We start from the raw sequence: 24,454 nt of genomic DNA, 5'->3' as shown, positions 1-24,454 counted from the left end.
GGCAGAACGCACGCCGTTCTCCCGCCCTCACAGTTCTGACCTTCGACAAGCCAGAACCTAGGCAGGACAACGGCGTGCGCCATCACTGACGCGCCCAACCACCCACAGACACGTCACAAGACCCATATTTATGTCAGCCGGAAATAGTGCGATCACCTCATGCATGGCCCGGACGGGTTCGGTCCCGCGAGGACCGGTGGTGGGTGGCCGGAGGTCGGCGGGCCAGGGAACGCCGGGGCCGGTCAGGGGCTCGCGGCGAGGAAGACGAACGCGGCCAGCAGCACCAGGTGCACACCGCCCTGCAGGACGGTGGCCCGGCCCGGCACCACGGTCAGCACGCCGGTGACGACGGTCAGCGCCAGCAGGGTCATCTGGGTGCCGCCGAGGCCGAGCAGCAGCGGGCCGTCCAGCCAGATCGACGCGATCGCGATCGCCGGGATGGTCAGGCCGATGCTGGCCATCGCCGAGCCGAGCGCCAGGTTCAGGCTGATCTGCACCCGGTCGCGCCGGGCCGCGCGGGCGGCGGCCAGGGTCTCCGGCAGCAGCACCAGCAGCGCGATGACCACACCCACGAACGACGGCGGCAGGTTCGCCCCCGCCACCGCCGCCTCGATGGTCGGCGAGACGGTCTTGGCGTCCCCGACGACGGCGACCAGGGCGACGACGAGCAGGCCGAGACTGATCAGCGCGGCCCGGTTGCTGGGTGGTTCGGCGTGCTCCTCGGCCGCCGGCCGGCCGTCGGCGGTGACCGGCAGGAAGTAGTCGCGGTGCCGCCCGGTCTGCACCATCACGAACAGCAGGTAGAGCGCCAGCGAGGCGACCGCGGCGAAGGCGAGCTGCGCCGGGCTGAACTCCGGCCCGGTCCGGCTGGTGGTGAAGTTCGGCACGACCAGGCTCAGGGTGGCCAGGGTGGCCACCGTGGCCAGCGCCCCGCCGGTGCCCTCGGAGTTGAACACCGCGACCTTTCGCCGCAGCGCGCCGAGCAGCAGCGACAGGCCCAGGATGCCGTTGACGGTGATCATCACGGCGGCGAACACGGTGTCCCGGGCCAACGCCTGCGTCTTCTCACCGCCGCTGATCATCAGCGTGAGGATCAGGGCCACCTCGATGACGGTGACCGCCACGGCCAGGACCAGCGACCCGTACGGCTCCCCCACCCGGTGGGCGACCACCTCGGCGTGGTGCACCGCCGCCAGCACCGCGCCGGCCAGCAGCACCGCGACCACCGCGACGACCGGACCGGACAGGTCCCGGCCCCAGGTGAGGGCCAGCACCACGACCGCGAGCAGCGGCACGGTGACGGTCCAGTCCGTCAGGCGGGAGCGGAGGGAGGCAACCATGAGTCAACCCTGCCAGAAAGCCGATCATGCGCCCACCGGCGTGCCGGCCGGTCACCGAACCGGGTCGGCCGCCCACCACGGGCCCAGCGGCCGGAGGCACCGCGCACCTGCCCGGCGGCACCCGCGGCGGGAGGCACCGCCGAACCGACTCGGCAATCGATCATGCCTCGCGCGTGACCAGCGGAGATAACGCTCTCTCGAATTCTGGTCGGCGCTTGACACGGGCCGACGGAGGCCCCCAGGATGTATCGACGGAACTAAGTATCCGGTCCCGCAAAAGGTGATCGGCATTTCTTCTCCGCACCCCACCGTCCGGCGTGATCGGCGCACGCCCCGTCCCGCAGCCAGAAAGGACACCCGTGCGCAGATCCCTGAGCCGGTGGCTCGGCGTCGCGCTGAGCGCGATCCTCGTCACCACCGGCCTGGTCGCCGTGCCATCCCCGGCCACCGCCGCCCCCTTCACGGTGCTCGTGTTCAGCAAGACCGCCGGCTTCCGGCACGGCTCCATCGCCCCGGGCATCGCCGCCATCCAGCAACTCGGCACCGCCAACGGCTTCACCGTGGAGACCACCGAGGACTCCACCCGGTTCACCGACGCCAACCTCGCCCGCTACGCGGCGGTCATCTGGCTCTCCACCACCGGCGACGTGCTCGACGCCGCCCAGCAGGCCGCCTTCGAGCGCTACATCCGGAACGGTGGCGGTTACGTCGGCGTGCACGCCGCCTCCGACACCGAGTACGACTGGCCCTGGTACGGCGGGCTGGTCGGGGCGTACTTCGCCTCGCACCCGGCCGACCAGACCGCGACGGTCAAGGTCGCCGACCGGGTGCACCCGTCCACCGCCGGCCTGCCGCAGCGCTGGAACCGGCTGGACGAGTGGTACAACTACCGCACCAACCCCCGGGGCGACGTGCACGTGCTGGCCACCCTGGACGAGAGCACCTACAGCGGCGGCGGCAACGGCGTCGACCACCCGATCGCCTGGTGCCACAACTACTCCGGCGGCCGGTCCTGGTACACCGGAGGCGGGCACACCGACGCCTCGTACGCCGAACCGGCCTTCCGCCAGCACCTGCTCGGCGGCATCATGAGCGCCGCCGGCCAGGTCGAGGCGGACTGCGGCGCCACCGTCGACAGCAACTTCCAGCAGGTCGAGCTGGCCCGGGGGGTGGCCGAGACCGGCGAGCCGATGACGCTCACCGTGCTGCCCGACCGGGGGGTGCTGCACACCGCCCGCAACGGCGTCATCCGGCACACCGACCCGGCCGGCAACACCAAGGTCGCCGCGACCCTGCCGGTCTACACCGGGGACGAGGAGGGGTTGCAGGGCATCGCCGCGGATCCGAACTTCGCCACCAACCGCTGGGTGTACGTGTTCTACGCGCCGCCGCTGAACACCCCGCCGGGGGGCGCGCCGGCCACCGGCACCCCGGCCGACTTCGCCGTCTGGGACGGGGTCAACCGGCTGTCCCGGTTCACCGTCCGCGCCGACAACACCATCGACCCGGCCAGCGAGACGCGGGTGCTGGACGTGCCGACCAGTCGGGGCATGTGCTGCCACGTCGGCGGTGACCTCGCCTTCGACGGGGCCGGCAACCTCTACGTGACCACCGGCGACGACACCAACCCGTTCGACTCCGCCGGGTTCACCCCGATCGACGAGCGGGCCGGCCGCAACCCGGCCTTCGACGCCCAGCGCACCTCCGCCAACAGCAACGACCTGCGCGGCAAGGTGCTCCGGATCACGCCGAGCGCGGGCGGCGGGTACACCGTCCCGGCGGGCAACATGTTCGCCCCCGGCACCCCGCGGACCCGCCCGGAGATCTACGCGATGGGCTTCCGCAACCCGTTCCGGATGAGCGTGGACAAGGCCACCGGCGTGGTCTACCTGGGCGACTACGGCCCGGACGCGGGCACCGCCGATCCGAACCGGGGCCCGGCGGGCAATGTGGAGTTCGCCCGGATCGACCGGCCCGGCTTCTACGGCTGGCCGTACTGCACCGCCCGCAACGACGCGTACAACGACTACACCTTCCCGTCCGGGCCGTCCGGGCCGAAGTTCGACTGCGCGGGCGGGCCGGTGAACAACTCGCCGAACAACACCGGCATCACCCAGCTCCCGCCGGCGGTCCCGGCGTGGCTGCCGTACGGCGGGTCCGGCTCGCCGCCGGAGTTCACCGGCGGCGGCCTGTCCCCGATGGGCGGGCCGGTCTACCGGTACGACCCGGCCAGCACCTCCGACGTGGCGTTTCCGGAGTACTACGACGGCACCTACTTCGCCGGGGAGTTCGGCCGCCGCTGGATCAAGAACATCGTGCTGGACCCGGCCGGCCAACCGCTGAAGATCAACCCGTTCCCGTGGACCGGCACCCAGGTCATGGACATGGAGTTCGGCCCGGACGGCGCGCTGTACGTGCTCGACTACGGCACCGGCTGGTTCAACGACGACGCCAACTCGGCGCTCTACCGCATCGAGTACGCCCGCGAGGGCCGCGCGCCGGTGCCGCAGGTGAAGGCCACGCCGACCAGCGGGACCGCGCCGCTGACCGTGCAGTTCTCCTCGGCCGGCACCCTCGACCCGGACGGCGACCCGATCACCTACGCCTGGGACTTCGACAACAACGGCAGCACCGACTCCACGGTGACCAACCCCACCCACACGTACACCAGCAACGGGGTGCGCAACCCGACGCTGACCGTGCGGGACAGCACCGGCAAGACCGCCACCGCCAGCACCGTCGTGACGGTCGGCAACAGCGCCCCGGTGGTCACCGTGACCACCCCGGTCAACGGGCGGACGTTCAGCTTCGGTGACGCGGTGCCGTTCACCGTGACCGTCACCGACGCGCAGGACGGCACCATCGACTGCGCCCGGGTGAAGGTGAGCTACGTCCTCGGCCACGACTCGCACGGCCACCAGATCAGCAGCACGCAGGGCTGCTCCGGGGTCATCCAGACCACCGCCGACGGGGAGCACGACACCGCCGCGAACATCTTCGGCATCATCGACGCCTCCTACACCGATCTCGGCGGGGGCGGGCAGCCGGCACTGACCACGCACGCCCAGTCGGTGCTGCAGCCCCGGGTCCGCCAGGCCGAGCACTTCGGTGACTCCTCCGGCGTGCAGCGGGTCACCCCGGGCGCCGCCAACGGCGGCGCGGCGATCGGTTACATCGACAACAACGACTGGATTTCGTTCACCCCGTACCACCTGGGCGGGGTGCAGTCCCTCAGCGTCCGGGCCGGCGCACCGGCCGGCGCCGGCGGCACCGTGGAACTGCGGGTGGACTCCCCCACCGGTCCGCTGGCCGGCACGGTGACCGTCGCGCCGACCGGCGGACACGGCACGTTCGCCACGTTCACCGGCGCGGTGACCCCACCCACCGGCACCCGGACGCTGTACCTGGTGTTCAAGGGCCCTGGCGGGATGTTCGACCTGGACGAGTTCACCCTCTCCGCCGCGCCCGGCGGTGATCCGGACCCGGACCCGGAGCCGCCGGGAACGAACCTGGCCCGGGGCAAACCGGCGCGGGCGTCCAGCGTGGAGGGCGCGTACACGGCGGCCAACGCGGTCGACGGCGTGGCGACCACCCGCTGGTCCAGTGCGTTCAGAGACCCGCAGTGGATCGACGTCGACCTGGGCGCCACGTACGCGGTCAACCGGGTGAAGCTGACCTGGGAGGCGGCCTACGGCAGCGCGTACGCCATCCAGACCTCGACCGACGGTGTCACCTTCACCACCCGGCGGACGGTGACCGGCGGCGACGGCGGGGTGGACGACCTCACCGGGCTGACCGGGTCCGGCCGCTACGTCCGGGTCCTCGGCACCGGGCGGGGCACCGCCTGGGGCTACTCGCTGTTCGAGTTCGAGGTGTACGGCAGCACCGGTGGCCCGCCATCGGACACCAACCTGCTGCTGAACAAGCCGACGACCACGTCCAGCAACGAGGGACCGGACACCACCGGCGCGCAGGCGGTCGACGGCAACCTGGGTACCCGCTGGTCGAGTCAGTTCTCCGACCCGCAGTGGATCCGCGTCGACCTCGGCGCGCCGACCGCGATCGGCCGGGTCAAGCTGACCTGGGAGGCGGCGTACAGCAGTTCCTACGTCATCCAGACCTCGAACGACGGCAGCACCTGGACCGACGTGAAGACGGTCACCGGCGCCGACGGCGGCGAGGACGAGCACGCCGGGCTCGCCGCCAACGGCCGCTACCTGCGCATCCTGGGCACCGCCCGGGCCACCGGCTACGGCCACTCCCTCTGGGAACTCTCCGCCTACCCCAACTGACCCACCCCAGTTCCCCCGCGATCTTGCACTTTGTGTCCCGACAGTTCGGGCATAGGTCGCAGTTCGACGACCGAAAGTGCAAGATCGCGGGGGCGGGGCGCGCCGCGAGCTGCCCGGCAAGACGGCGCCGGTCCCTGTCCAGGCTCACCGGTTGACCGGAGCCGGCCAGCCGCGCGCCCTCCGGTGGAGCAGGCGCCCGCCACCGGAACTGATGGTCGGGCTCGTCGCGGTACTCCAGGAGACCGGCCCCCGCCAACGATCGGAGCATGTCGAAGAGCGCCCGGCCCAGTGGGTTGTCCGACCAGAACACCCACTTGGTCTCCAGGAACGCCTGATCGGTGAACAGCCCCAGCGCGCGGCCCAACTGGTACTGGGCACCGTCCACGTCGGTCCACTGCGCGAGATCCTCGGCCAGACCCATGGTCACGGATCCTCGCACGCCCGATCTCCCCGGGGGACACCGTCGATCAGCCGACCCGAGAGCACCCGATCGATCACCACCCGACGCCGCCGTCCCAACTCGGCGGCCGGGCCGCGGCCGCGCTCCGATCCAGGTCGACGGGTCCGGCGCCGCGCGGTCCGGTCACACCAGACCGAGGGTGGGAGCCGTCAACCCATTGCCGCCAGGAGCTTCTCCACGGTGTTCCAGTTGCGTACCGTCGCGGGTGGACCGTTCTTGATCTTGCCCAGCGCCTTCATCAGCGGGCTGTCGCTCAGCCCGCCCGGGCACCACGCGTACATCTCGGCGCCGTCGACGACGTACCGGTCCGCGCCGAGTTCCACGCCGGCCAGCGCGTCCTCGATCGGCCCGTCCAGGGGCCGGGCCAGGAACGACACGACGTACTTCGCGCCGTCGTCGGCGACGGCGGCGAGCGGGTTACTCGCCACCACCCGGGCCAGTTCGTCGCGGCTGCGCAGGATCACCCCCACCGGGAACCCGAACCGCGTCTCGATCGCCCGCTCGATCGCGGGTCCCAGCTCGGCGGGGGGCAGGTCGGCGTCCAGCACCACGTTGCCGCTCTGCAACAGCGTGGCGACGTTGCCGTACCCCTCCTGGGTGAGCAGTGCCCGCAGGTCGGCCATGCCGACCCGGCGGGCCTTGCCGAGGTTGATGCCGCGCAGCAGCACCGCGTAGCGGGCCACGCCGCCCCCCTTCACCGACCGATCCGGTACGAGCCACACCGTGCCACCTGATCGACTCGACTTCAATGACATCGGGGTGTCATAGGCGCTCGGACGCCCCGACGTCAGGGACGTCGAGTCGTTCTTCGTCGGGCGAGTCCGCGCCGGGGCCGGGCAGCAGGTCGATGTCCGTGGCGTGCATGGGTTCTCCGCACGCCGAGCACCGCAGTTCCACCTGGCTGGTCCGGCCGCAGGCGTGGTGGCGGTACAGCACCGGCGGACCGGCCTCGCCCGCCGTCCACCGGTCGCCCCACCGCACCATGACCAGGAGCAGATCGCACAGCTCCATGCCCTTGTCGGTGAGCAGGTACTCGTGGCGGACCGGCCGGGTGGAGTACTCCCGCCGGGTCAGCACGCCCTGGGCGACCAGCCAGTTCAGCCGCTCGGCGAGCACCTTGCGGGACACGCCGAGGCCCCGCTGGAGTTGCTCGAAGCGGTGCGTGCCGGCGTAGACGTCGCGCAGGATCAGCGGCGACCACGGCTCACCGATGACGTCGAGGGTACGGGCGATCGAGCACGCCATCGCGCCGAACTGCGTTCGCTGCATGACCCCACGATACGCAGGATGGTTCCTTGAGGGAACGGACTCTGCTAACGTCACATCGAGGCGTTCCTTAAAGGAACTGACTGACCTGACGCCTGCCGACGAGACGGGAAAGAGGCCGCATGAACCATCCACCGATCGTGCCGACCGAGGACTGGCAGGCCGCGCTGGACACCCTGCGCAGCCGCGAGAAGGCACTCACCCGCCAGCTGGACGCGCTTGCCGCGGCGCGTCGCCGGCTACCGATGACGCCGGTCGCGCGGGACTACGTGTTCGAGGGCCCGGACGGGCCGGCCGGTCTGGCCGACCTGTTCCAGGGCCGCCGCCAGCTCGTCGTCTACACCTTCATGTGGCACGGCGTCGACGACGTCTGCTCGGGCTGCTCGATGTTCACCGACAACGTCGGCCACCCGGCCCACCTCAACGCCCGCGACGTCACTTTCGCGCTGACCTCCCGTGGCCCACTGGCCGACCTCATGGCGGTGCGGCAGCGGATGGGCTGGACCCTGCCCTGGTACTCGTCGCTGCACAACACCTTCAACGCCGACATGGGAGCCGGCGACGGGTTCGCGCTGAACGTCTTCCTCCGCACCGACGACCGCATCTTCCGTACCTACTCCACCACCGCCCGGGGCGTGGAACGGCTCGGCAGCAACTGGACCTTCCTCGACCTGACGCCGTACGGCCGGCAGGAGACCTGGGAGGACTCACCCGAGGGCTGGCCGCAGACCCAGCCCTACCAGTGGTGGCGGCTGCACGACGAGTACGACGACTCCACGGATCCGTCATGACCGTCGGTACGCCGATCGCCGAGCTGCTCTTCCAACCGAAGGACGCCACACCGTTCGACACCGACGTGGCAACCGTCAAGCCCTGGAGCCAGGCGGTGTCCTGCCTCCGGTCGGCGCACCGGTGTTGGCTGTCGACGGTGCGACCGGACGGCCGCCCGCACGCCGCGCCGGTGATGCTGGTGCTGGTGGACGGCGCGCCGTGCGTCGCGAGCCGCCCGGCCTCCCGCAAGGGCCGGAACCTGGCCCGCAACCCGCACAGCGTCCTCACCGTCGGCGGGGAAGACCTCGACCTGGTGGTGGAGGGCAACGCCCACCAGGTCGCCGGCGACGCCGCGCTGCGCCGGGTGGCAGCCGCCTTCGCCACGAAGTACGGCTGGACGTTCGACATCCGCGACGGCCAAGTCCACGACGAGAGCCTGCCCGGATCACCCCGGTACGCCTTCTACGAGATCTCCCCGGTCCAGGCCTTCGGCTACGGCGCGGACGGACTGACCGCGACCCGCTGGCGGTTCCATCACTGACGGGCCGACGAAGCCGTCCCGCACCGGACAGCTACGGAGCCTGCGGCGGCGACCAGCATTCCGGCATCAGTCCGCACCTGACGTCCCGCCCCCATTTCCAAAGGTAGCCGCCTCGTTCGGGAGGCTGTCGACTCCGGTGCCCGCGCCGCGTGGATTGCCCCGCCTTGTTCTTCCGCTTTTCTTGGTGAGTTGCTGAGCAGCGAGCTTGGCCAGCCGCAACTGCTCCTCCCTGCTGAGGACTCGGCGTGCCCGCCGACGGCGGACCGACAGCGCCACAGTTACGAACCCCACCAGGACGAAAGCAACCCCAGCACCCCAGGTCAGGAAATGGCTCTCCATGGCCGCACGGTAACGGCGACAGCGACGTTCCTCGACCCCCTTTCCAGCCCCTGCGCCCAAGCCATCCGGTCGGCCTTCGTCCGCACTCGGTGCAGTGGTGGAGCGGCTGGGGCCTGCCCACTCGGCTCTTCGGTGCTCCACCGCAGGTCAGCGCGCCTATGGTGATCACTTGGCGTTGAAGTAGCTCGCCTCCGGGTGGTGGACCACGATCGCGTCGGTGGCCTGCTCCGGCATCAGCTGGAACTCCTCCGACAACTGCACGCCGATCCGCTCGGCGCCCAGCAGGTCCACGATCTTCGCCCGGTCCTCCAGGTCCGGGCAGGCCGGGTAGCCGAACGCGTACCGGCAGCCCCGGTAGTCGTTGCGCAGCAGCCCGGCCAGGTCCGCCGGGTCGGTGTCGGCCACCGTACGTCCGCCGGGCAGGGTCAGCTCTGCCCGCACCCGGCGGTGCCAGTATTCGGCGAGGGCCTCGGTGAGCTGCACGGACAGCCCATGCACCTCCAGGTAGTCGCGGTACTCGTTGCGGGCGAACAGCTTCGCCGCGTACTCGCTGACCGGCTGGCCGACGGTGACCAGCTGCAACGCGACCACGTCCAGCTTGTCGCCGCGCGGGCGGAAGAAGTCGGCCAGGCAGAGTCGCCGCTCCTGGCGCTGCCGGGGAAAGGAGAACCGGGCCCGCTCGGCGTGGCCGTTCTCGTCCAGCACCACCAGGTCGTTGCCCTCGGAGTACGCCGGGAAGTAGCCGTAGACGACGGCGGCCTCCAGGACCTGGTCGGCGATCAGCCGGTCCAGCCAGTAGCGCAGCCGCGGCCGACCCTCGGTCTCCACCAGCTCCTCGTAGGACGGACCCTTGCCGCTCCGGGCGCCGCGCAGCCCCCATTGCCCGAGGAAGGTGGCCCGCTCGTCGAGCAGCGCCGCGTAGTCGGCCAGCGGCACGCCCTTGACCACCCGGGTGCCCCAGAACGGCGGGGTGGGCACGTCCACGTCGGTGGCGACGTCGGAGCGGACCGAGGCGTCGTCCAGCTCCGGCAGCGACTCGGTGACCACCGACCGCTGCCGCTCGCGGCGCGCCCGCCGCGTCGCCAGCGCCGCCTCCCGCTCCGGGTCGACCACCGGCGCACCACCCCGCTTGGCGGTCATCACCTTGTCCATCAGGGACAGCCCCTCGAAGGCGTCCCGCGCGTAGTGCACCTGACCGGGGAACATCGACCGCAGGTCGTCCTCGACGTACGCCCGGGTCAGCGCGGCCCCACCGAGCAGGACCGGCCAGCGCTCCGCGACCCCGCGGGTGGCCATCTCGGCGAGATTCTCCTTCATGATGACCGTGCTCTTGACCAGCAGGCCGGACATGCCGATGGCGTCGGCACGGTGCTGCTCGGCGGCGTCCAGGATGGCGTTGATCGGCTGCTTGATGCCGATGTTCACCACCTCGTAGCCGTTGTTGGACAGGATGATGTCCACCAGGTTCTTGCCGATGTCGTGCACGTCGCCGCGCACGGTGGCCAGCACGATGCGACCCTTGCCGCCGTCCTCGGTGCTCTCCATGTGCGGTTCCAGGTAGGCCACCGCGGTCTTCATCACCTCGGCGGACTGGAGCACGAACGGCAGCTGCATCTGCCCGGAGCCGAACAGCTCACCGACGACCTTCATGCCGTCCAGCAGGATGTCGTTGATGATCGAGAGTGGCGACCGGCCGCCGGCCATCGCCGCGTCCAGGTCGGCCTCCAGGCCGTTGCGCTCACCGTCGATGATCCGCCGCTTGAGCCGCTCGTCCAGCGGCAGCGCGGCCAACTCCTGCGCCCGGCTGGCCCGGGCGCTGGTCACGTCGACGCCCTCGAAGAGTTCCAGGAAACGCTGCACCGGGTCGTAGCCCTCACGGCGCCGGTCGTAGACCAGGTCCAGCGCCACCTCGCGCTGCTCCTCGGGGATTTTCGACATCGGCAGGATCTTGCTGGCGTGCACGATCGCCGACGTCAGGCCGGCCTGCACGCACTCGTGCAGGAACACCGAGTTGAGCACCTGCCGGGCCGCCGGGTTGAGGCCGAAGGAGATGTTCGAGATGCCCAGGGTGAAGTTGACCCCCGGGTAACGGCGGGCGATCTCCCGGATCGCCTCGATCGTCTCGATGCCGTCGCGGCGGGTCTCCTCCTGCCCGGTGGCGATCGGGAAGGTCAACGCGTCGATGAGGATGTCGGCGCGGTCCATGCCCCAGCGTTCGGTCAGTTCGTCGATCAGGCGCGTCGCGACCCGGACCTTCCACTCCTGGGTGCGCGCCTGCCCCTCCTCGTCGATGAGCAGCGCCACCACCGCCGCGCCGTGCTCACGGACGACCGGCATCATCCGCGCGAACCGGGAGTCGGGGCCGTCGCCGTCCTCGAAGTTCACCGAGTTGACCACGCACCGCCCGCCGAGCATCTCCAGCCCGGCCTCGACCACCGGCGGCTCGGTGGAGTCCAGCATGATCGGCAGCGTCGACGCGGTGGCGAACCGGCCGGCCAGCTCCCGCATGTCCTGTGTGCCGTCCCGGCCGACGTAGTCCACGCACAGGTCGAGCAGGTGGGAGCCGTCCCGCGCCTGACTGCGGGCGATCTCCACACACGACCGCCAGTCGCCGGCGAGCATCGCCTCCCGGAACGCCTTGGACCCGTTGGCGTTGGTCCGCTCCCCCACCATCAGCACGGACGCGTCCTGGGCGAACGGCACCGGGTGGTAGACCGAGGAGACCCCCGCCTCGTGCCGCGGCTCGCGGGCCGGGGCGGTGACCCCGTGCAGCCGCTCGACCAGCACCCGGATGTGCTCCGGGGTGGTGCCGCAGCAGCCGCCGATCAGCCCCACGCCGTACTCGGTGACGAACCGCTCCAGGGCCTCGGCCAGCTCCACCGGGGTCAACGGGAAGTAGGCCCCGTCGGCGGTCAGCACCGGCAGGCCGGCGTTCGGCATCACCGACAGGGGAATCCGGGAGTGCTGCGAGAGGTAGCGCAGGTGCTCGCTCATCTCCGCCGGACCGGTCGAGCAGTTCAACCCGATCAGGTCCACCCCGAGCGGCTCGATCGCCGCCAGGGCCGCACCGATCTCGCTGCCCACCAGCATGGTGCCGGTGGTCTCCACCGCCACGTGACAGATGATCGGCACCGGCCGGCCCAGCTCGGTCATCGCCCGCTTCGAGCCGACCACCGCCGCCTTGACCTGGAGCAGGTCCTGGCAGGTCTCGACGATCAGGGCGTCCGCGCCGCCGACGATGAGACCGGCGGCGTTCTCCTGGTACGCGTCCCGCAGCGTCGCGTAGGCGGCGTGCCCGAGGGTGGGCAACTTGGTGCCCGGCCCGATCGAGCCCAGCACGAACCGCGGCCGCTCCGGCGTGCTGGCCGCGTCGGCGGCCTCCCGGGCGATCCGGGCGCCCGTCTCGGACAGCTCCCGGATGCGGTGCTCGATGCCGTACTCGGCCAGGTTGGCCAGGTTCGCGCCGAACGTGTTGGTCTCCACGCAGTCCGCGCCCGCGTCGAGGTAGGCCTGGTGCACGCCCCGGACCACGTCCGGCCGGGTCACGTTGAGGATCTCGTTGCAGCCCTCGTGGCCCTCGAAGTCGTCGAGGGTCAGGTCGGCGGCCTGGAGCATCGTTCCCATCGCACCGTCGGCGATGAGGATCCGGTCGGCCAGCACGTCGAGAAGAGAGGTCCGCACGACTCCAGGCTAGTGGCGGAACCGGCTTACCGAGGGCCGCCCGCGCCCGTTCCCACATTCTGTCAGGGGGATCACCCTGTTCTTCCCGTTCGCCGACGGGGCCCGCCCGGGGCGGGTGACCGGCGCGGCCGACGGGCCGGGTCCGCCACCGGGACGTAGGCTGGCGGACGTGAAGGACTACAGCGACACCACCGTGCCCGGCGGACGGACGACCGGGTACGTCCCGGCACCGGCCGAGGACGAGCAGGGTGAGGTGACGGTGTGACCGAGTTCGACGGACTTCCCGTGCTGCGGTCCCCCGTGGCCATCGCCGCCTTCGAGGGCTGGAACGACGCCGCCGACGCGTCCACCGCCGCGGTCGAGCACCTGGAGCAGGTGTGGCAGTCCCGGCAGGTCACCGAGCTGGACCCGGAGGACTTCTACGACTTCCAGGTCAGCCGTCCCACCATCACGATGGCCGACGGCGAGACCCGCCGCGTCGAGTGGCCCACCACCCGGTTCATGGTCGCCAGCCCCGAGGGCACCGAGCGGGACGTGGTGCTGATCCGTGGCATCGAGCCGAGCATGCGCTGGCGCACCTTCTGCGAGCAGGTGCTGGAGATCTGCCACAGCCTGGAGGTCGAGCGGGTGGTGCTGCTGGGCGCGCTGCTGGCCGACGTCCCGTACACCCGGCCCCTGCCGATCAGCGGCAGCGCCTCGGACGCCGAGGCCGCCCAGCGCTACCAGCTCACCCCCACCCGCTACGACGGCCCGACCGGCATCGTCGGGGTGCTGCACGACGCCTGCACCCGCGCCGAGGTCGACGCCGTCTCGTTCTGGGTGCACGTGCCGCACTACGCCAACAACCCGCCCTGCCCCAAGGCCACCCTCGCGCTGCTGCACCGGGTCGAGGAGGTGCTCGACCTGCCGGTGCCGATGGCCGACCTGGCCGAGGAGGCCGCCGAGTGGGAGCAGCGGGTGCGCAGCGCCGCCGAGCAGGACGCCGAGCTGGGTGAATACGTACGCGAGCTGGAGGAACGGGTCGGCGACGCCGGCATCACCCCGTTGACCGGGGACGAGATCGCCCAGGAGTTCGAGAAGTACCTGCGCCGCCGGGGCGGTTCCGCCGGTCCCACCGCCGGCTCCTGGTAGCAGCCTTACCGCGAAGACCGGGTTCCCGTTGCGGGGCCCGGTTCCTTCGTGTCCGGGGTGGTGCCGACACACCCTCTAGGGCATCCTAGGAACCTAGTTGCGATCGAGGAGGCGGGCATGCAGATCAACCCCGGCGCGGCCGAGTTCCCGCACCGGCAGATCGCCGCGCAGCTCAAGACCCAGGTGCGGCGCGGCGACTGGCAACCCGGCGAGCGGCTGCCGTCCATCCCGGCCATCGCCGAGATGTTCGGCGTCGCGAAGCAGACCGTGCAGCGCGCCGTCGACCAGCTGCGGGTCGAGGGCATCCTGATCACCAAACCCGGCTCCGGTACGTACGTCCGGGGCACCCGGCGCCGCCTCAACCGCCTGGCCCGGGGCCGGTACGGCGGCTTCCGCGGCTACCACACCGACCTGGCCGCCCGGTACCGCCAGCAGCTCGTCTCGGTCGGCCGCTCCCCCGCCCCGCCCGAGGTGGCCGACGCGTTCGGGGTGTCCGACGGCACCGACCTGCTCTGCCGCCGGCACCTCGTACGCACCGAGGACAGTCCGGTCGAGGTGGGCGCCTCCTGGTTCCTGCCCGCCGACACCGCCGGCACCTCCCTGGAGCGGGCCGAGGCGTTCGGCCGGCCCCTCTACCAGGAGGCCGAGGAGGCGACCGGCCGGCGGTACGTCTCGGCCACCGACACCATCAGCGCCCGCCAGCCCAGCCGGGAGGAGGCGGAGATCCTCCAGATCCGCCCCGACACACCCGTGCTGCACCTGCTGCACGTCGCGTACGACGAACGGCGCAAGCCGATCGAGGTGGCCCAGGCCACCTGGCCGGGCCCGGTCACCACGCTGACCGAGGAGTACAAGATCCCCGCCCCGGTCGCCGACCCCGACCCCGATCCCGGCCTGGACCTCGGCTGACCACCGCCGTCCCCATCGCCGCCGCGATGGCCGTCGCCGTCGTCGCCGTCGCGACAACTTCGGGGAAAGTGCGGCCACCCGCGCGCCGGAAGCCGCACTTTCCCCGAAACTGCGCGGGCACGCACAGCCCCGCGCGGGCAGGACAGCCCCGCCCGGACACGGACAGCCCCACCCCGGCCGCCAACCCCGACCCCGGCCTGGACCTCGGCTGACCACCGCCGTCGCCATCGCCCTCGTCGCCGTCACGACAACTTCGGGGAAAATGCGGCCACCCGCGCGCCGGAAGCCGCACTTTCCCCGAAACTGCGCGGGGCACAGACAGCCCCACGGGCACGGACAGCCCTGCGGGCGGGCACGGACAGCCGGCGCGGGCACGGACAGCCGGCGCGGCACAAACAGACTGCGCGGCACAAACAGACGGCGCGGGCACGGACAGCCCCGTGCGGGAACCCGCCCCGGGGCCGCGCGATCGGACGGCGACGCGAGCGGGGGGCTACAGGCGGATGCCGAGCAGTGCGTCCAGGGTGTCGGCGAACAGGGCGGGGGCGTCCCGGTCCGATCCCGTACCGGTGAGCGTCCGGTCGGCCCACGCGTCGGCGAGGGCGATCGCGCCCGGGGTGTCGAGGTCGTCGGCGAGGCGGGCGCGTACGCCGGCCAGGAGGTCGGCCCCGGACGGCCCGGCGGGGGCGGCGGCGGCCCGCCGCCAGCGGACCAGCCGCTCCTGCGCGGCCCCGAGCAGGTCGTCGGTCCAGGACCGGTCGGTCCGGTAGTGCCCGCCGAGCAGGGCCAGCCGCACCGCCATCGGGTCGACCCGGTCGGCCCGCAGGCGGGACACGAAGACCAGGTTGCCCTTGGACTTTGACATCTTCTCGCCGTTCAGGCCGATCATGCCGGCGTGCACGTAGTGCTGGGCGAACGGGGCCTCGCCGGTGAGCCGCTCGGCGTGCGCCGCGGAGCACTCGTGGTGCGGGAAGAGCAGGTCGTTGCCGCCGCCCTGCACGTCGATGCGGTCGCCGAGCAGGTGCAGCGCGATCACCGCGCACTCGATGTGCCAGCCCGGGCGGCCGGCGCCCAGGTCGCCGCCCGGCCAGGACGGCTCGTCCTCGCGGGCACCGCGCCACAGCAGCGGGTCCAGCGGGTCGCGCTTGCCGGCGCGGTCCGGGTCGCCGCCGCGCTCCGGGAAGATCTCCAGCATCTGCTCGCGGGTCAGGTGGGACTCGTAGCCGAACGCGGGCGCGGCGGAGATGTCGAAGTAGACGTCGCCGGTGCCGTCCTCGATGCGGTACGCCGCACCGTCCTTGAGCAGCACCTGCACCTTGTCGGCGATGTCCGGGATCGACTCCACCGCGCCGACGTAGTGCGCCGGGGGGATGATCCGCAGCGCCTCCATGTCCTCGCGGAACAGGGCGGTCTCCCGCATGGCCAGGACCTTCCAGTCCTCGCCGTCGCGGGCGGCCCGCTCCAGCAGCGGGTCGTCGATGTCGGTGACGTTCTGCACGTAGCGCACGTCCAGGCCGGCGTCGCGCCACATCCGCTGCACCAGGTCGAAGGTGATCATGGTGGCGGCGTGCCCGAGGTGGGTGGCGTCGTACGGGGTGATGCCGCAGACGTACATGCTTCCGGCGCCGTCCGGCGTGCTGGGCACGACCTCCCGCCGCGCCGAGTCGAACAACGCCAGTGGCCCGCCCCGGCCGGGCAGCCGCGGCACCTCGTGCCCCACCCAAGACTCCATGACCACCAGCCTAGCCACCGGCCGGGCGGCGCCGGGCCGCGCCACGGGTGATCAACACGACAGCCGGGCGGCGCCTCCGGTGATCATCAAGACAGCCGGGCCGCACCGGCGGCCGGCGAGATGACCGCCGCTCACATGGGCGGCCAGGGTACCGCCGGCCATTCCTGCGGGGGCTGCGGGAACCGTCCGGTGTCGCCCAACCGCTCGACGCGGGCGGTCAGTTCGGCGATCTCGCCGAGGGTGAGGTGCCCGGCCAGTTCCTCGCCGAGCGCGCCGGCCAGCTGGCCGGTGAGCACACCGAGCATCTCCACCGCGTCGTCGGGCAGCTGGCGACCGGCCCAGCCCCACAGCACCGTACGCAGCTTGTCGTCCACGTGGAAGCTCACCCCGTGGTCCACGCCGTAGATCCGGTCGTCCGGGCCGACCAGCACGTGCCCGCCCTTGCGGTCGGCGTTGTTGATCACCGCGTCGAGGACCGCGAGCCGGGCCAGCCGGGGGTCGTCGGCGTGCGCCAGGGCGTACGCGGTGCCGTCGTCGTCACGGGCCGCCGCGATCGGGAACCAGCGTGGCGGCAACGCGTCGGCCGGTACGAAGCCGACCAGCGGTTCGGCGTCGTCCGGCTCGTCGATCCACAGCTGGCAGGAACCGGGGCCGAACGGCCCGTCCCGCAGCACCGTCGGCGGGACCAGGTCCCAGCCGGTGGCCCGGGAGACCAGGTAGGCCGAGACCTCCCGACCGGCCAGCGTGCCGTCCGGGAAGTCCCAGAGCGGGCGCTCACCCCGCACCGGCTTGTAGACGCAGCGGGCCGACACCGCGTCCAGGGTGAGCACCCCGCGCAGGGTGGTGTTGGAGGCGTCGACCAGCCGCCCCTCCAGGTCGAGCTGGCCGTCGCGGAGCAGCCGGAGCGCGGCCGCTTCGTCCTGGCGGGGCTGGAGGCCGGACGAGGTCACCGGTGGTAGCCGTTGTGCCGCGGGCAGAGGTGCCCCGCGGGGTCCAGCGGTTGGCCGCACAGCGGGCAGGGCGGACGGCCGGCGTTGACCACGCGCTTGGCCCGCTCGATGAACTGGCGGGTCGCCTCGGGGGTCAGCCGCACCCGGAGGCGGTCGAGGTCCTCGTCCGGCTCGACGTCCTCGTCCTCGTCCTCCTCGTCGTCCGGCTCGCCCAGCTCGACCTCGGCCTCCGCCTCGCCGGTCGCGATGGCCTCGATCACCACGGTCGCGGTGTCCACGTCGAAGGCCAGGCCGAGCGTGCCGACCCGGAACTCCTCGTCGACCGGCGTGTCCAGTGGCTCGTTGTCGCCGACCGTGGCGACCGGCTCGGGCAGCGTCACGCCGAACCGGCGCTGCGCCTCGGAGAGCAGTTCCTCCAGCTTCTCCGCCAGCAGCGACACCTGGACCTTCTCCAGCGCGACGCTGACCAGCCGGCCGCCGCCACGCGCCTGGAGGAAGAACGTGCGGTCCCCCGGCGGCCCGACGGTCCCGGCGACGAACCGCTCCGGCGGCTCGAAGGCGTGCACCTGGTGGGTCATACCCACGACCCTATCCGGCGCCCAGACCGGCCGCGCACCCCACCGACCCGAATCACCGGCCGGGCGGCGCGCCCGGCGTACCAGGGGTGGTTTCCGGGCGTGGCGGGCCCGGCGGGCGGCACGGGACCCGGTCGGAGCGGCGCGGCGGCGCGCCGCACGGCGGTCATCGGGCCGCCCCCGCGCCGCCGCCGACCGCGGCGTCGGAGTCGGCCACCGCGGGCGCCCGCCGGCGCCGCTTGCGCGGCGGCGGGACCAGCCCGGCGAGGTCACCGCCGGTGTCGTTGAGCCGCACCACGAACGGTCGCAGCGGCGTGTAGCGGATCGCGGTCACCGACGCCGGGTCCGCGACGATCCGCTGGAAGAGATCGAGGTGTACGCCGAGCGCGTCCGCCACGATGGCCTTGATCACATCGCCGTGGCTGCACGCCAGCCAGACCGCCTCGGCACCGTGCTCGGCGGTGACCCGGGCGTCCCAGGACCGCACCGCCGCCACCGCCCGGGCCGCCATCGCCGCCATCGCCTCCCCGCCGGGGAAGACCACCGCGCTGGGGTGCTGCTGGACCACCGGCCACAGCGGCTCCTTGGCGAGCTTCTTCAGCGGCTGGCCCTCCCAGCTGCCGTAGCCGCACTCGATGAGCCCCTCGTCGACCGCCGGGACGATGTCGGGCAGCGCCAGCTCCAGGGTCTGCCGGCAGCGAACCAGCGGACTGGACACCACCGCCGCCAGGGGCAGGCCGTGCAGCCGGCGGCCGACCGCGGTGGCCTGGGCGCGTCCGGTGTCGTCCAGTTCCACCGGCTGCCGGCCGGCCAGGCCGCCGTCCGCGTTCGCGGTCGTCCGGCCGTGTCGCAGGAGCAGAAGGGTCGCCACGGGTCCACCCTAGATCCTGCGCGGGCGGGAGAACTCAGGTGGCGCTGATCGTCCCGGTCATCAGCAGGGCGAGCACCAGGGTGCCCACCGCCACCCGGTACAGCACGAAGACGTACAGGGTGTGGTGGGCGACGTAGCGCAGCAGCCAGGCGATGGCCGCGTACCCGACGGCGAACGCGATGATCGTGGCCACGACCATCTGCGCGACGCTGGGCACCGAGGTGCCCGGCGCGGCCGGCTCGAACACGTCGCCGACGCTGAAGATGCCGGACATTACCACCGCGGGGATGGCCAGCAGGAACGAGAACCGGGCGGCGGTCTCCCGGGTGAGGTTGAGCAGCAGGCCGGCGGTGAGCGTGCCGCCGGACCGGGACACCCCCGGGATCAGGGCCATCGCCTGCGCGAAGCCCATCACCACGCCGTCGCGCATCCGGAAGTTCTCCAGGACCCGGGTCTGCCGGCCCCAGTACTCGGCGAACGCCAGCACGAACGCGAAGACGATCAGGGTGGTCGCGACCAGCCAGAGGTTCCGGCCGGCGGTGCGGATCTGGTCCTTGAACAGGAAGCCGAGCGCGCCGATCGGGATCGAGCCGACGATCACGTACCAGGCCATCCGGTAGTCGAGGCTGGACCGCACCGATTTGTCCCAGATCCCGACGATCCAGGTCCGGGTGATCCGCCAGATGTCCTTGGCGAAGTAGATCAGTACCGCCGCCTCGGTGCCCAGCTGTGTCACGGCGGTGAACGACGCCCCGGCGTCCTGGTCGAAGAAGATCGCCGAGGTGATCCGCAGATGCCCCGACGAGCTGACCGGCAGGAACTCGGTGAGCCCCTGGACGATACCCAGGACGATGGCCTCGACCCAGCTCACTCGCCGACTCCGGAGAGGTCCAGGGCCTCGGCGACGGTACGCAGGGTCTGCACGCCACTGTCCCGGTCCGCCACGAACAGCGTCACCGACAGCGTGGTGACGCCGGCGGCGGCGTACTCCCGCATCCGCTCGGCGATCCGCTCCTTCGGGCCGAGCAGCGAGGTGCGGTCGATGAACTCCATCGGCACCGCGGCGGCGGCGTCGCGCTGCCGCTTGGCCAGGTAGAGGTCCTGCACCTCCCGGGCGGCGTCGCCGTAGCCCATCCGGGTGGCCAGCTGGTTGTAGAAGTTCTGCTGCCGGCTGCCCATGCCGCCGACGTAGAGCGCGGCGTACCAGCGGACCAGCTCGGCGCAGGAGGCGACGTCGTCGCCGACCACGACCGGGACCGACGGGACCACGTCGAAGCCGGCCAGCTCCTTGCCGGCCTTCGCCCGGCCGGCCCGCACCGAGGCGAGCTGCTCCTCGGCGAACTCCGGCGCGTAGAAGACGGCCAGCCAGCCGTCGGCGATCTCGCCGGCCAGTTCCAGGTTCTTCGGGCCCACCGCGGCCAGGTAGATCGGGATCTCCTCGCGCGGCGGGTGGAAGCCCAGCCGCAACGCCTTGCCGGGGCCGTCGGGCAGCGGCAGCGTGTAGAACTCGCCGTCGTAGCTGACCTCCTTGCGGGCCACCGCCATCTTCACGATGTCGACGAACTCCCGGGTCCGGGCGAGGGGCTTGCCGAACCGGACGCCGTGCCAGCCCTCGGAGACCTGCGGGCCGGACACGCCGAGGCCCAGCCGGAACCGCCCCCCGGACAGGGCGTCGATGGTCGCGGCGGTCATCGCGGTCATCGCCGGGGTCCGGGCGGGGATCTGCATGACCGCGCTGCCCAGGTCGATGCGCGAGGTCTGACCGGCCATCCAGGCGAGCATGCTGGGCGAGTCGGAGCCGTACGCCTCCGCCGCCCACACCACCGAGTAGCCCAGCCGGTCCGCCTCCTGGGCCAGCGCCAGGTGATCGGCCGGTGTGCTCCACGCCGTCTGGTATCCGAGGCTGAGCCCGAGTCGCACTAGTCCTCCCCCATCCGCACCACAGGTCGCATCAGGTTACGCAATGCCGGCGGCCGCGCCGATCACCGGCTCACCCATTCCGGCCCGCGCCGCCGCCGGGCCGCCCGGCGTGCGGTCGCGGCGGGCGTACGCCGGGCCCGCGGCGGTGGCGTACCGGCTGTTCGGGCGACCCGGGTGCGCGGATCGTCGGGTCGGAGAGCAGACTCGACGGGCGCGAGGATATCGGCGAGCCGCCGTTCGAAATAAGGTTCACCCATGCAACAGCGACCGCTCGGCCGAAGCGGGCTGGCGGTTTCGCGGCTCGCGCTCGGCACCATGACCTGGGGCCGGGACACCGACGCCGACGATGCGGCCGCCCAGCTCAAGAGTTACCTCGACGCGGGCGGCAACCTGATCGACACCGCCGACGTCTACGGCGACGGCGACGCGGAGTCGGTGATCGGGTCGCTGCTGGGTTCGCTGGTGCCCCGCGACGAGCTGTTGATCGCCACGAAGGCCGGGGTGCGGCCGGGCGGCGGCCGGCGCCGGGACACCTCCCGGGGGCACCTGCTGCGTACGCTGGACGCCTCGCTGCGTCGGCTCGGCACCGACCACGTCGACCTGTTCCAGGTGCACGGGTACGACCCGGACACCCCGCTGGAGGAGACCCTGGCGGCGCTGGACCACGCGGTGAGCAGCGGGCGGGTCCGCTACGTCGGGGTGTCGAACTTCTCCGGCTGGCAGACCGCGCGGGCCGCCGCCTGGCAGGCCGCCTGGCCGGGGCGCGCGCCGGTGGTCGCCACCCAGGTGGAGTACTCGCTGCTGGAGCGGGGGGTGGAACGGGAGGTCCTGCCGGCGGCCGAGGCGCTGGGGCTCGGTGTGCTGCCCTGGTCGCCGCTGGGTCGCGGGGTGCTGACCGGCAAGTACCGGCACGGTCGGCCGGCCGACTCCCGGGCCGCCTCGCCGCACTTCGAACGCTTCGTCGCCACCTACCTGGAGCCGCGCTGCTCCAGCATCGTGGAGGCGGTCGCCACCGCCGCCGGCGGCCTCGGGGTGTCGCCGCTGGAGGTGGCGCTGACCTGGATCCGCGACCGGCCCGGCGTGGTCGCCCCGATCCTGGGCGCCCGGACCGTCGGGCAGTTGCTCGGCGCGCTCCAGGTGGAGCGGATGACGCTGCCCGAGGAGATCGTCACCGCGCTGGACGACGTCTCCGCCGTCCCGGTCGGCTACCCGGAACGCGACGGCTGACCCGCCCCGCGTCGCCCGCCGGGGCGGCGCGGGTCACTCGACCGGGGGTGGCGCGGGGGGCGTCGGGCTGGGCAGCATAGGGCTCATGGACTACGAGTACGCGCCGCTGCGGCTGCCGCCGAACGTGGACCGGGTGACCGCCGCGGTGCAGCTGGCGATCCAGGCGGAGTTCTCCGGGTGGGAGCTGGCCCGGGTGCGGTTGTTCCGGGACGGCACCCGGCAGGTCGTGCTGCGGCGTCGCCGGGTCAACCAGCCGCAGCCGGGCCTGTCGTACTGACGACCGCCCGACGCCCCGGGGGCCGGACCACACGGGTCCGGGTCCCGGGGCGTCGCCGCCCGACGGGCGGGGGCCGGTCAGTACGCGTGGTCGTGGTCGTGCTCGTCGGACTCCAGGAACGAGTGCTCGTCGAGGCGGCCGACCAGCCGGTCGTCCACCGCCGGCTGGAACGGGCCCACCGGGTCGTCGTCGTCGAAGGACTCCAGGTCGACCGGCGTGCCGACCTCGCTGACCATCACCACGCCGTCCAGCGGCTCCAGCTCCGGCACGTCCAGCGCGCCGAGCGAGCCGTCGCCGCTCTGCAACAGCTCCAGCACCGCCTCGCCGACGCCCTCGACCGGGGCCGGCTCGTCCTCCTCCGGCGTGCCGGCCCGCCGGGCGGCCTCGGCCACCTGAAGCAGCGCCGAGACGCTGGGCACCCGGTAGTCGCGCCGCTGGCGCACCGAGATGACCCGCGGGTGCGGGTCGGTGGCCTCCACGCCGTCGCCGCCGAAGCGCCGGTCGGCCTCGTCCGGGTCGATCGCGTCGACGTCCCACGGGGTGACCTCCCCGAAGGCGTCCATCAACTGCTCGTCGTACGCGTAGGAGGCGTTGTTCAGCGCGACGTACGCCTGCCACACGTCGTCGTCGTCGATGCGGCCCTGCGCGGCGCGGACGGCGGCCAGGTGGTGACGGGCCGCTTCGATCACGCGCTCGAGGGCGGCGTCCAGCTCACCGTGCTGGTCGGTCATGTGGGTGAGTCCCTTCGGGTGGGCGTGCCGGGCCGGATTGAAGGTGCCGGACGGGCGCTAGCAGGTGCGGAGGAACCGGTCGAGAACCCGCACGCCGAACTGTAGTCCGTCGACCGGAACGCGCTCGTCGATGCCGTGGAACAAGGCGGAGAAGTTCAGGTCGGCCGGCAGCCGCAGCGGGGCGAACCCGAAGCAGCGGATGCCGAGCTGGGAGAACGCCTTGGCGTCGGTGCCACCGGAGAGCATGTACGGCACCGGCCGGGCACCCGGGTCCTCGGCGCGCAGCGCGGCCGACATCGCCTCGACCAGGTCGCCGTCGAAGGTGGTCTCCAGCGCGGGCTGGCGCTGGATGTACTCGATGGCGATGTCCGGGCCGACCAGTTCACGCAGCTGCCGCTCCAGCAGCTCGGACTGGCCGGGCAGGCTGCGGCAGTCGATGGTGGCGGTGGCCCGGCCGGGGATGACGTTGTCCTTGTACCCGGCGGCGAGCCGGGTCGGGTTGGCGGTGTTGCGGATGGTGGCGCCGATGAGGTTGGCGATCGGTCCGAGCTTGGCGATGGCGGTCTCCGGGTCCTCCGGGTCCAGCTCGATGCCGAGCACGTCGGAGACCTCCTCCAGGAACGCCCGTACGGTGTCGGTGACCACCACCGGGAAGCGGTGCCGGCCGATCCGGGCGACCGCCTCGGCGAGCGCGGTCACCGCGTTGTCGTCGTGCACCATCGAGCCGTGCCCGGGGCGGCCCCGGGCGTGCAGCCGCAGCCAGTCGATGCCCTTCTGGGCGGTCTCGATCAGGTAGAGCCGCTGGGTGTCGTCGACGGAGTACGAGAAACCGCCGACCTCGCCGATCGCCTCGGTGCAGCCGTCGAAGAGGTCCCGGTGGTGCTGCGTCAGCCAGTGCGCGCCGTAGTCGCTGCCCGCCTCCTCGTCGGCGGTGTACGCGAGCACGATGTCGCGCGGCGGGCGGACGCCGGTGCGCTGCCAGTGCCGCACCACGGCCAGCACCATCGCGTCGAAGTCCTTCATGTCGATCGCGCCCCGACCCCAGAGGTAGCCGTCGCGCAGCTCGCCGGAGAAGGGGTGCACCGACCACTCGTCGGCGTCGGCGGGCACCACGTCGAGGTGGCCGTGCACGAGCAGCGCGTCCCGGCCGGGGTCGGCGCCGGGGATCCGGGCGACCAGGTTGGCGCGGCCCGGCGCGGACTCGTGCAGGACCGACTCGACGCCCACCTCGGCGAGTTTCTCCGCCACGTACTCCGCGGCCCGCCGTTCACCGACGCTGGTGTCGTTGTCCCCGGTGTTGGTGGTGTCGATCCGCAGCAGGTCGCGGCAGAGGTCGACGACCTCGTCGGTGGGGGCGGGGTGGGCGGAGTCAGCGTCGCTCGTCATCGCTTCTTCTTACCAGTCGGCGGGGTCGCCGGACGCGCCCCGTCCACCGCCCGGT

At 72.3% G+C, this 24,454-nt stretch carries 19 protein-coding genes; 7 read left to right on the top strand and 12 right to left on the bottom strand.

Going from position 1 to position 24,454, the window contains the following annotated elements:
* Window positions 1-242: 242 nt before the first annotated feature.
* Complete coding sequence (locus tag D7223_RS11910; RefSeq protein WP_120728111.1) at window positions 243-1,340, bottom strand: calcium:cation antiporter; 1,098 nt, start codon at window positions 1,338-1,340, stop codon at window positions 243-245.
* Between the two features lie 359 nt (window positions 1,341-1,699).
* Between D7223_RS11910 and D7223_RS11905 the strand changes: the two genes are divergently transcribed.
* Window positions 1,700-5,632, top strand: a complete 3,933-nt coding sequence (locus D7223_RS11905; RefSeq protein ID WP_120728109.1) for a ThuA domain-containing protein — start codon at window positions 1,700-1,702, stop codon at window positions 5,630-5,632.
* A 609-nt stretch (window positions 5,633-6,241) separates the two neighbouring features.
* Here D7223_RS11905 and D7223_RS11900 read toward each other — a convergent pair.
* Both D7223_RS11900 and D7223_RS11895 read right to left on the bottom strand, forming a co-directional pair.
* The gene (locus tag D7223_RS11900; RefSeq protein ID WP_120728217.1) at window positions 6,242-6,775 is read right to left on the bottom strand and encodes a DUF1697 domain-containing protein; all 534 of its coding nucleotides are present in this window, start codon (window positions 6,773-6,775) and stop codon (window positions 6,242-6,244) included.
* 79 nt (window positions 6,776-6,854) lie between these two features.
* A complete protein-coding gene (locus D7223_RS11895; protein WP_120728107.1) occupies window positions 6,855-7,361 on the bottom strand; it encodes a winged helix-turn-helix transcriptional regulator in 507 nt (168 codons plus the stop codon).
* A 119-nt stretch (window positions 7,362-7,480) separates the two neighbouring features.
* Between D7223_RS11895 and D7223_RS11890 the strand changes: the two genes are divergently transcribed.
* Both D7223_RS11890 and D7223_RS11885 read left to right on the top strand, forming a co-directional pair.
* Window positions 7,481-8,149: a DUF899 domain-containing protein gene (locus D7223_RS11890; RefSeq protein WP_120728105.1), complete on the top strand. Its 669-nt coding sequence runs from the start codon at window positions 7,481-7,483 to the stop codon at window positions 8,147-8,149.
* On the top strand, window positions 8,146-8,670 hold the full coding sequence (locus tag D7223_RS11885) for a pyridoxamine 5'-phosphate oxidase family protein (protein WP_120728103.1): 525 nt from the start codon (window positions 8,146-8,148) through the stop codon (window positions 8,668-8,670). The genes D7223_RS11890 and D7223_RS11885 overlap by 4 nt, the downstream gene beginning before the upstream one ends.
* Window positions 8,671-9,174: 504 nt before the next feature.
* Here the strand turns inward: D7223_RS11885 and metH are convergent.
* A complete protein-coding gene (gene metH, locus D7223_RS11880; protein ID WP_120728101.1) occupies window positions 9,175-12,690 on the bottom strand; it encodes a methionine synthase in 3,516 nt (1,171 codons plus the stop codon).
* Window positions 12,691-12,951: 261 nt separating this feature from the next.
* Here metH and D7223_RS11875 point away from each other — a divergent pair, with 261 nt between their 5' ends.
* Window positions 12,952-13,821 carry a PAC2 family protein gene (locus tag D7223_RS11875; protein WP_120728099.1) on the top strand — a complete coding sequence of 290 codons (870 nt, stop codon included), beginning with the start codon at window positions 12,952-12,954 and terminating at the stop codon, window positions 13,819-13,821.
* A 117-nt stretch (window positions 13,822-13,938) separates the two neighbouring features.
* Entirely contained in the window at window positions 13,939-14,730 is a 792-nt protein-coding gene (locus tag D7223_RS11870; protein WP_120728097.1) for a GntR family transcriptional regulator, read from the top strand.
* Window positions 14,731-15,223: 493 nt separating this feature from the next.
* Here D7223_RS11870 and mshC read toward each other — a convergent pair whose 3' ends face one another.
* The 6 genes from mshC to D7223_RS11840 form a co-directional block, all read right to left on the bottom strand.
* Window positions 15,224-16,462, bottom strand: a complete 1,239-nt coding sequence (gene mshC, locus D7223_RS11865) for a cysteine--1-D-myo-inosityl 2-amino-2-deoxy-alpha-D-glucopyranoside ligase (protein ID WP_120728215.1) — start codon at window positions 16,460-16,462, stop codon at window positions 15,224-15,226.
* Window positions 16,463-16,593: 131 nt separating this feature from the next.
* Window positions 16,594-17,412 (bottom strand): SCO1664 family protein, encoded by an 819-nt coding sequence (locus D7223_RS11860; RefSeq protein ID WP_120728095.1) that lies wholly within the window; start codon window positions 17,410-17,412, stop codon window positions 16,594-16,596.
* On the bottom strand, window positions 17,409-17,990 hold the full coding sequence (locus tag D7223_RS11855; RefSeq protein ID WP_120728092.1) for a DUF3090 domain-containing protein: 582 nt from the start codon (window positions 17,988-17,990) through the stop codon (window positions 17,409-17,411). Before D7223_RS11855 ends, D7223_RS11860 begins: the two co-directional genes overlap by 4 nt.
* Before the next feature lie 163 nt (window positions 17,991-18,153).
* On the bottom strand, window positions 18,154-18,858 hold the full coding sequence (locus D7223_RS11850; protein ID WP_120728090.1) for an MSMEG_4193 family putative phosphomutase: 705 nt from the start codon (window positions 18,856-18,858) through the stop codon (window positions 18,154-18,156).
* Between the two features lie 34 nt (window positions 18,859-18,892).
* Entirely contained in the window at window positions 18,893-19,729 is an 837-nt protein-coding gene (locus D7223_RS11845) for an undecaprenyl-diphosphate phosphatase (protein WP_120728088.1), read from the bottom strand.
* A complete protein-coding gene (locus tag D7223_RS11840) occupies window positions 19,726-20,778 on the bottom strand; it encodes an LLM class F420-dependent oxidoreductase (protein WP_120728086.1) in 1,053 nt (350 codons plus the stop codon). The genes D7223_RS11845 and D7223_RS11840 overlap by 4 nt, the downstream gene beginning before the upstream one ends.
* A 255-nt stretch (window positions 20,779-21,033) precedes the next feature.
* Between D7223_RS11840 and D7223_RS11835 the strand changes: the two genes are divergently transcribed.
* Window positions 21,034-22,005, top strand: coding sequence for an aldo/keto reductase (locus D7223_RS11835; RefSeq protein ID WP_120728084.1), 972 nt, complete (start codon window positions 21,034-21,036; stop codon window positions 22,003-22,005).
* Between the two features lie 85 nt (window positions 22,006-22,090).
* Entirely contained in the window at window positions 22,091-22,282 is a 192-nt protein-coding gene (locus D7223_RS11830) for a DUF5703 family protein (protein WP_120728082.1), read from the top strand.
* A 77-nt stretch (window positions 22,283-22,359) separates the two neighbouring features.
* Here D7223_RS11830 and D7223_RS11825 read toward each other — a convergent pair whose 3' ends face one another.
* On the bottom strand, window positions 22,360-23,013 hold the full coding sequence (locus D7223_RS11825; RefSeq protein WP_120728080.1) for a hypothetical protein: 654 nt from the start codon (window positions 23,011-23,013) through the stop codon (window positions 22,360-22,362).
* A 57-nt stretch (window positions 23,014-23,070) separates the two neighbouring features.
* The gene (locus tag D7223_RS11820; RefSeq protein WP_120728078.1) at window positions 23,071-24,399 is read right to left on the bottom strand and encodes a M20/M25/M40 family metallo-hydrolase; all 1,329 of its coding nucleotides are present in this window, start codon (window positions 24,397-24,399) and stop codon (window positions 23,071-23,073) included.
* Window positions 24,400-24,454: the final 55 nt, after the last annotated feature.

Source organism: Micromonospora endolithica (assembly GCF_003626595.1).
GTDB classification, from domain to species: Bacteria; Actinomycetota; Actinomycetes; order Mycobacteriales; family Micromonosporaceae; genus Micromonospora; species Micromonospora endolithica.
This window is presented reverse-complemented; position numbering and strand designations above follow the sequence as displayed.

Coding starts and splice junctions, on each gene's coding strand:
- D7223_RS11910 (WP_120728111.1), bottom strand. CDS start 1,340: ATGGTTGCCTCCCTCCGCTCCCGCCTGACGGACTGGACCGTCACCGTG.
- D7223_RS11895 (WP_120728107.1), bottom strand. CDS start 7,361: ATGCAGCGAACGCAGTTCGGCGCGATGGCGTGCTCGATCGCCCGTACC.
- D7223_RS11890 (WP_120728105.1), top strand. CDS start 7,481: ATGAACCATCCACCGATCGTGCCGACCGAGGACTGGCAGGCCGCGCTG.
- D7223_RS11885 (WP_120728103.1), top strand. CDS start 8,146: ATGACCGTCGGTACGCCGATCGCCGAGCTGCTCTTCCAACCGAAGGAC.
- D7223_RS11870 (WP_120728097.1), top strand. CDS start 13,939: ATGCAGATCAACCCCGGCGCGGCCGAGTTCCCGCACCGGCAGATCGCC.
- mshC (WP_120728215.1), bottom strand. CDS start 16,462: ATGGAGTCTTGGGTGGGGCACGAGGTGCCGCGGCTGCCCGGCCGGGGC.
- D7223_RS11855 (WP_120728092.1), bottom strand. CDS start 17,990: ATGACCCACCAGGTGCACGCCTTCGAGCCGCCGGAGCGGTTCGTCGCC.
- D7223_RS11835 (WP_120728084.1), top strand. CDS start 21,034: ATGCAACAGCGACCGCTCGGCCGAAGCGGGCTGGCGGTTTCGCGGCTC.
- D7223_RS11830 (WP_120728082.1), top strand. CDS start 22,091: ATGGACTACGAGTACGCGCCGCTGCGGCTGCCGCCGAACGTGGACCGG.
- D7223_RS11825 (WP_120728080.1), bottom strand. CDS start 23,013: ATGACCGACCAGCACGGTGAGCTGGACGCCGCCCTCGAGCGCGTGATC.
- D7223_RS11820 (WP_120728078.1), bottom strand. CDS start 24,399: ATGACGAGCGACGCTGACTCCGCCCACCCCGCCCCCACCGACGAGGTC.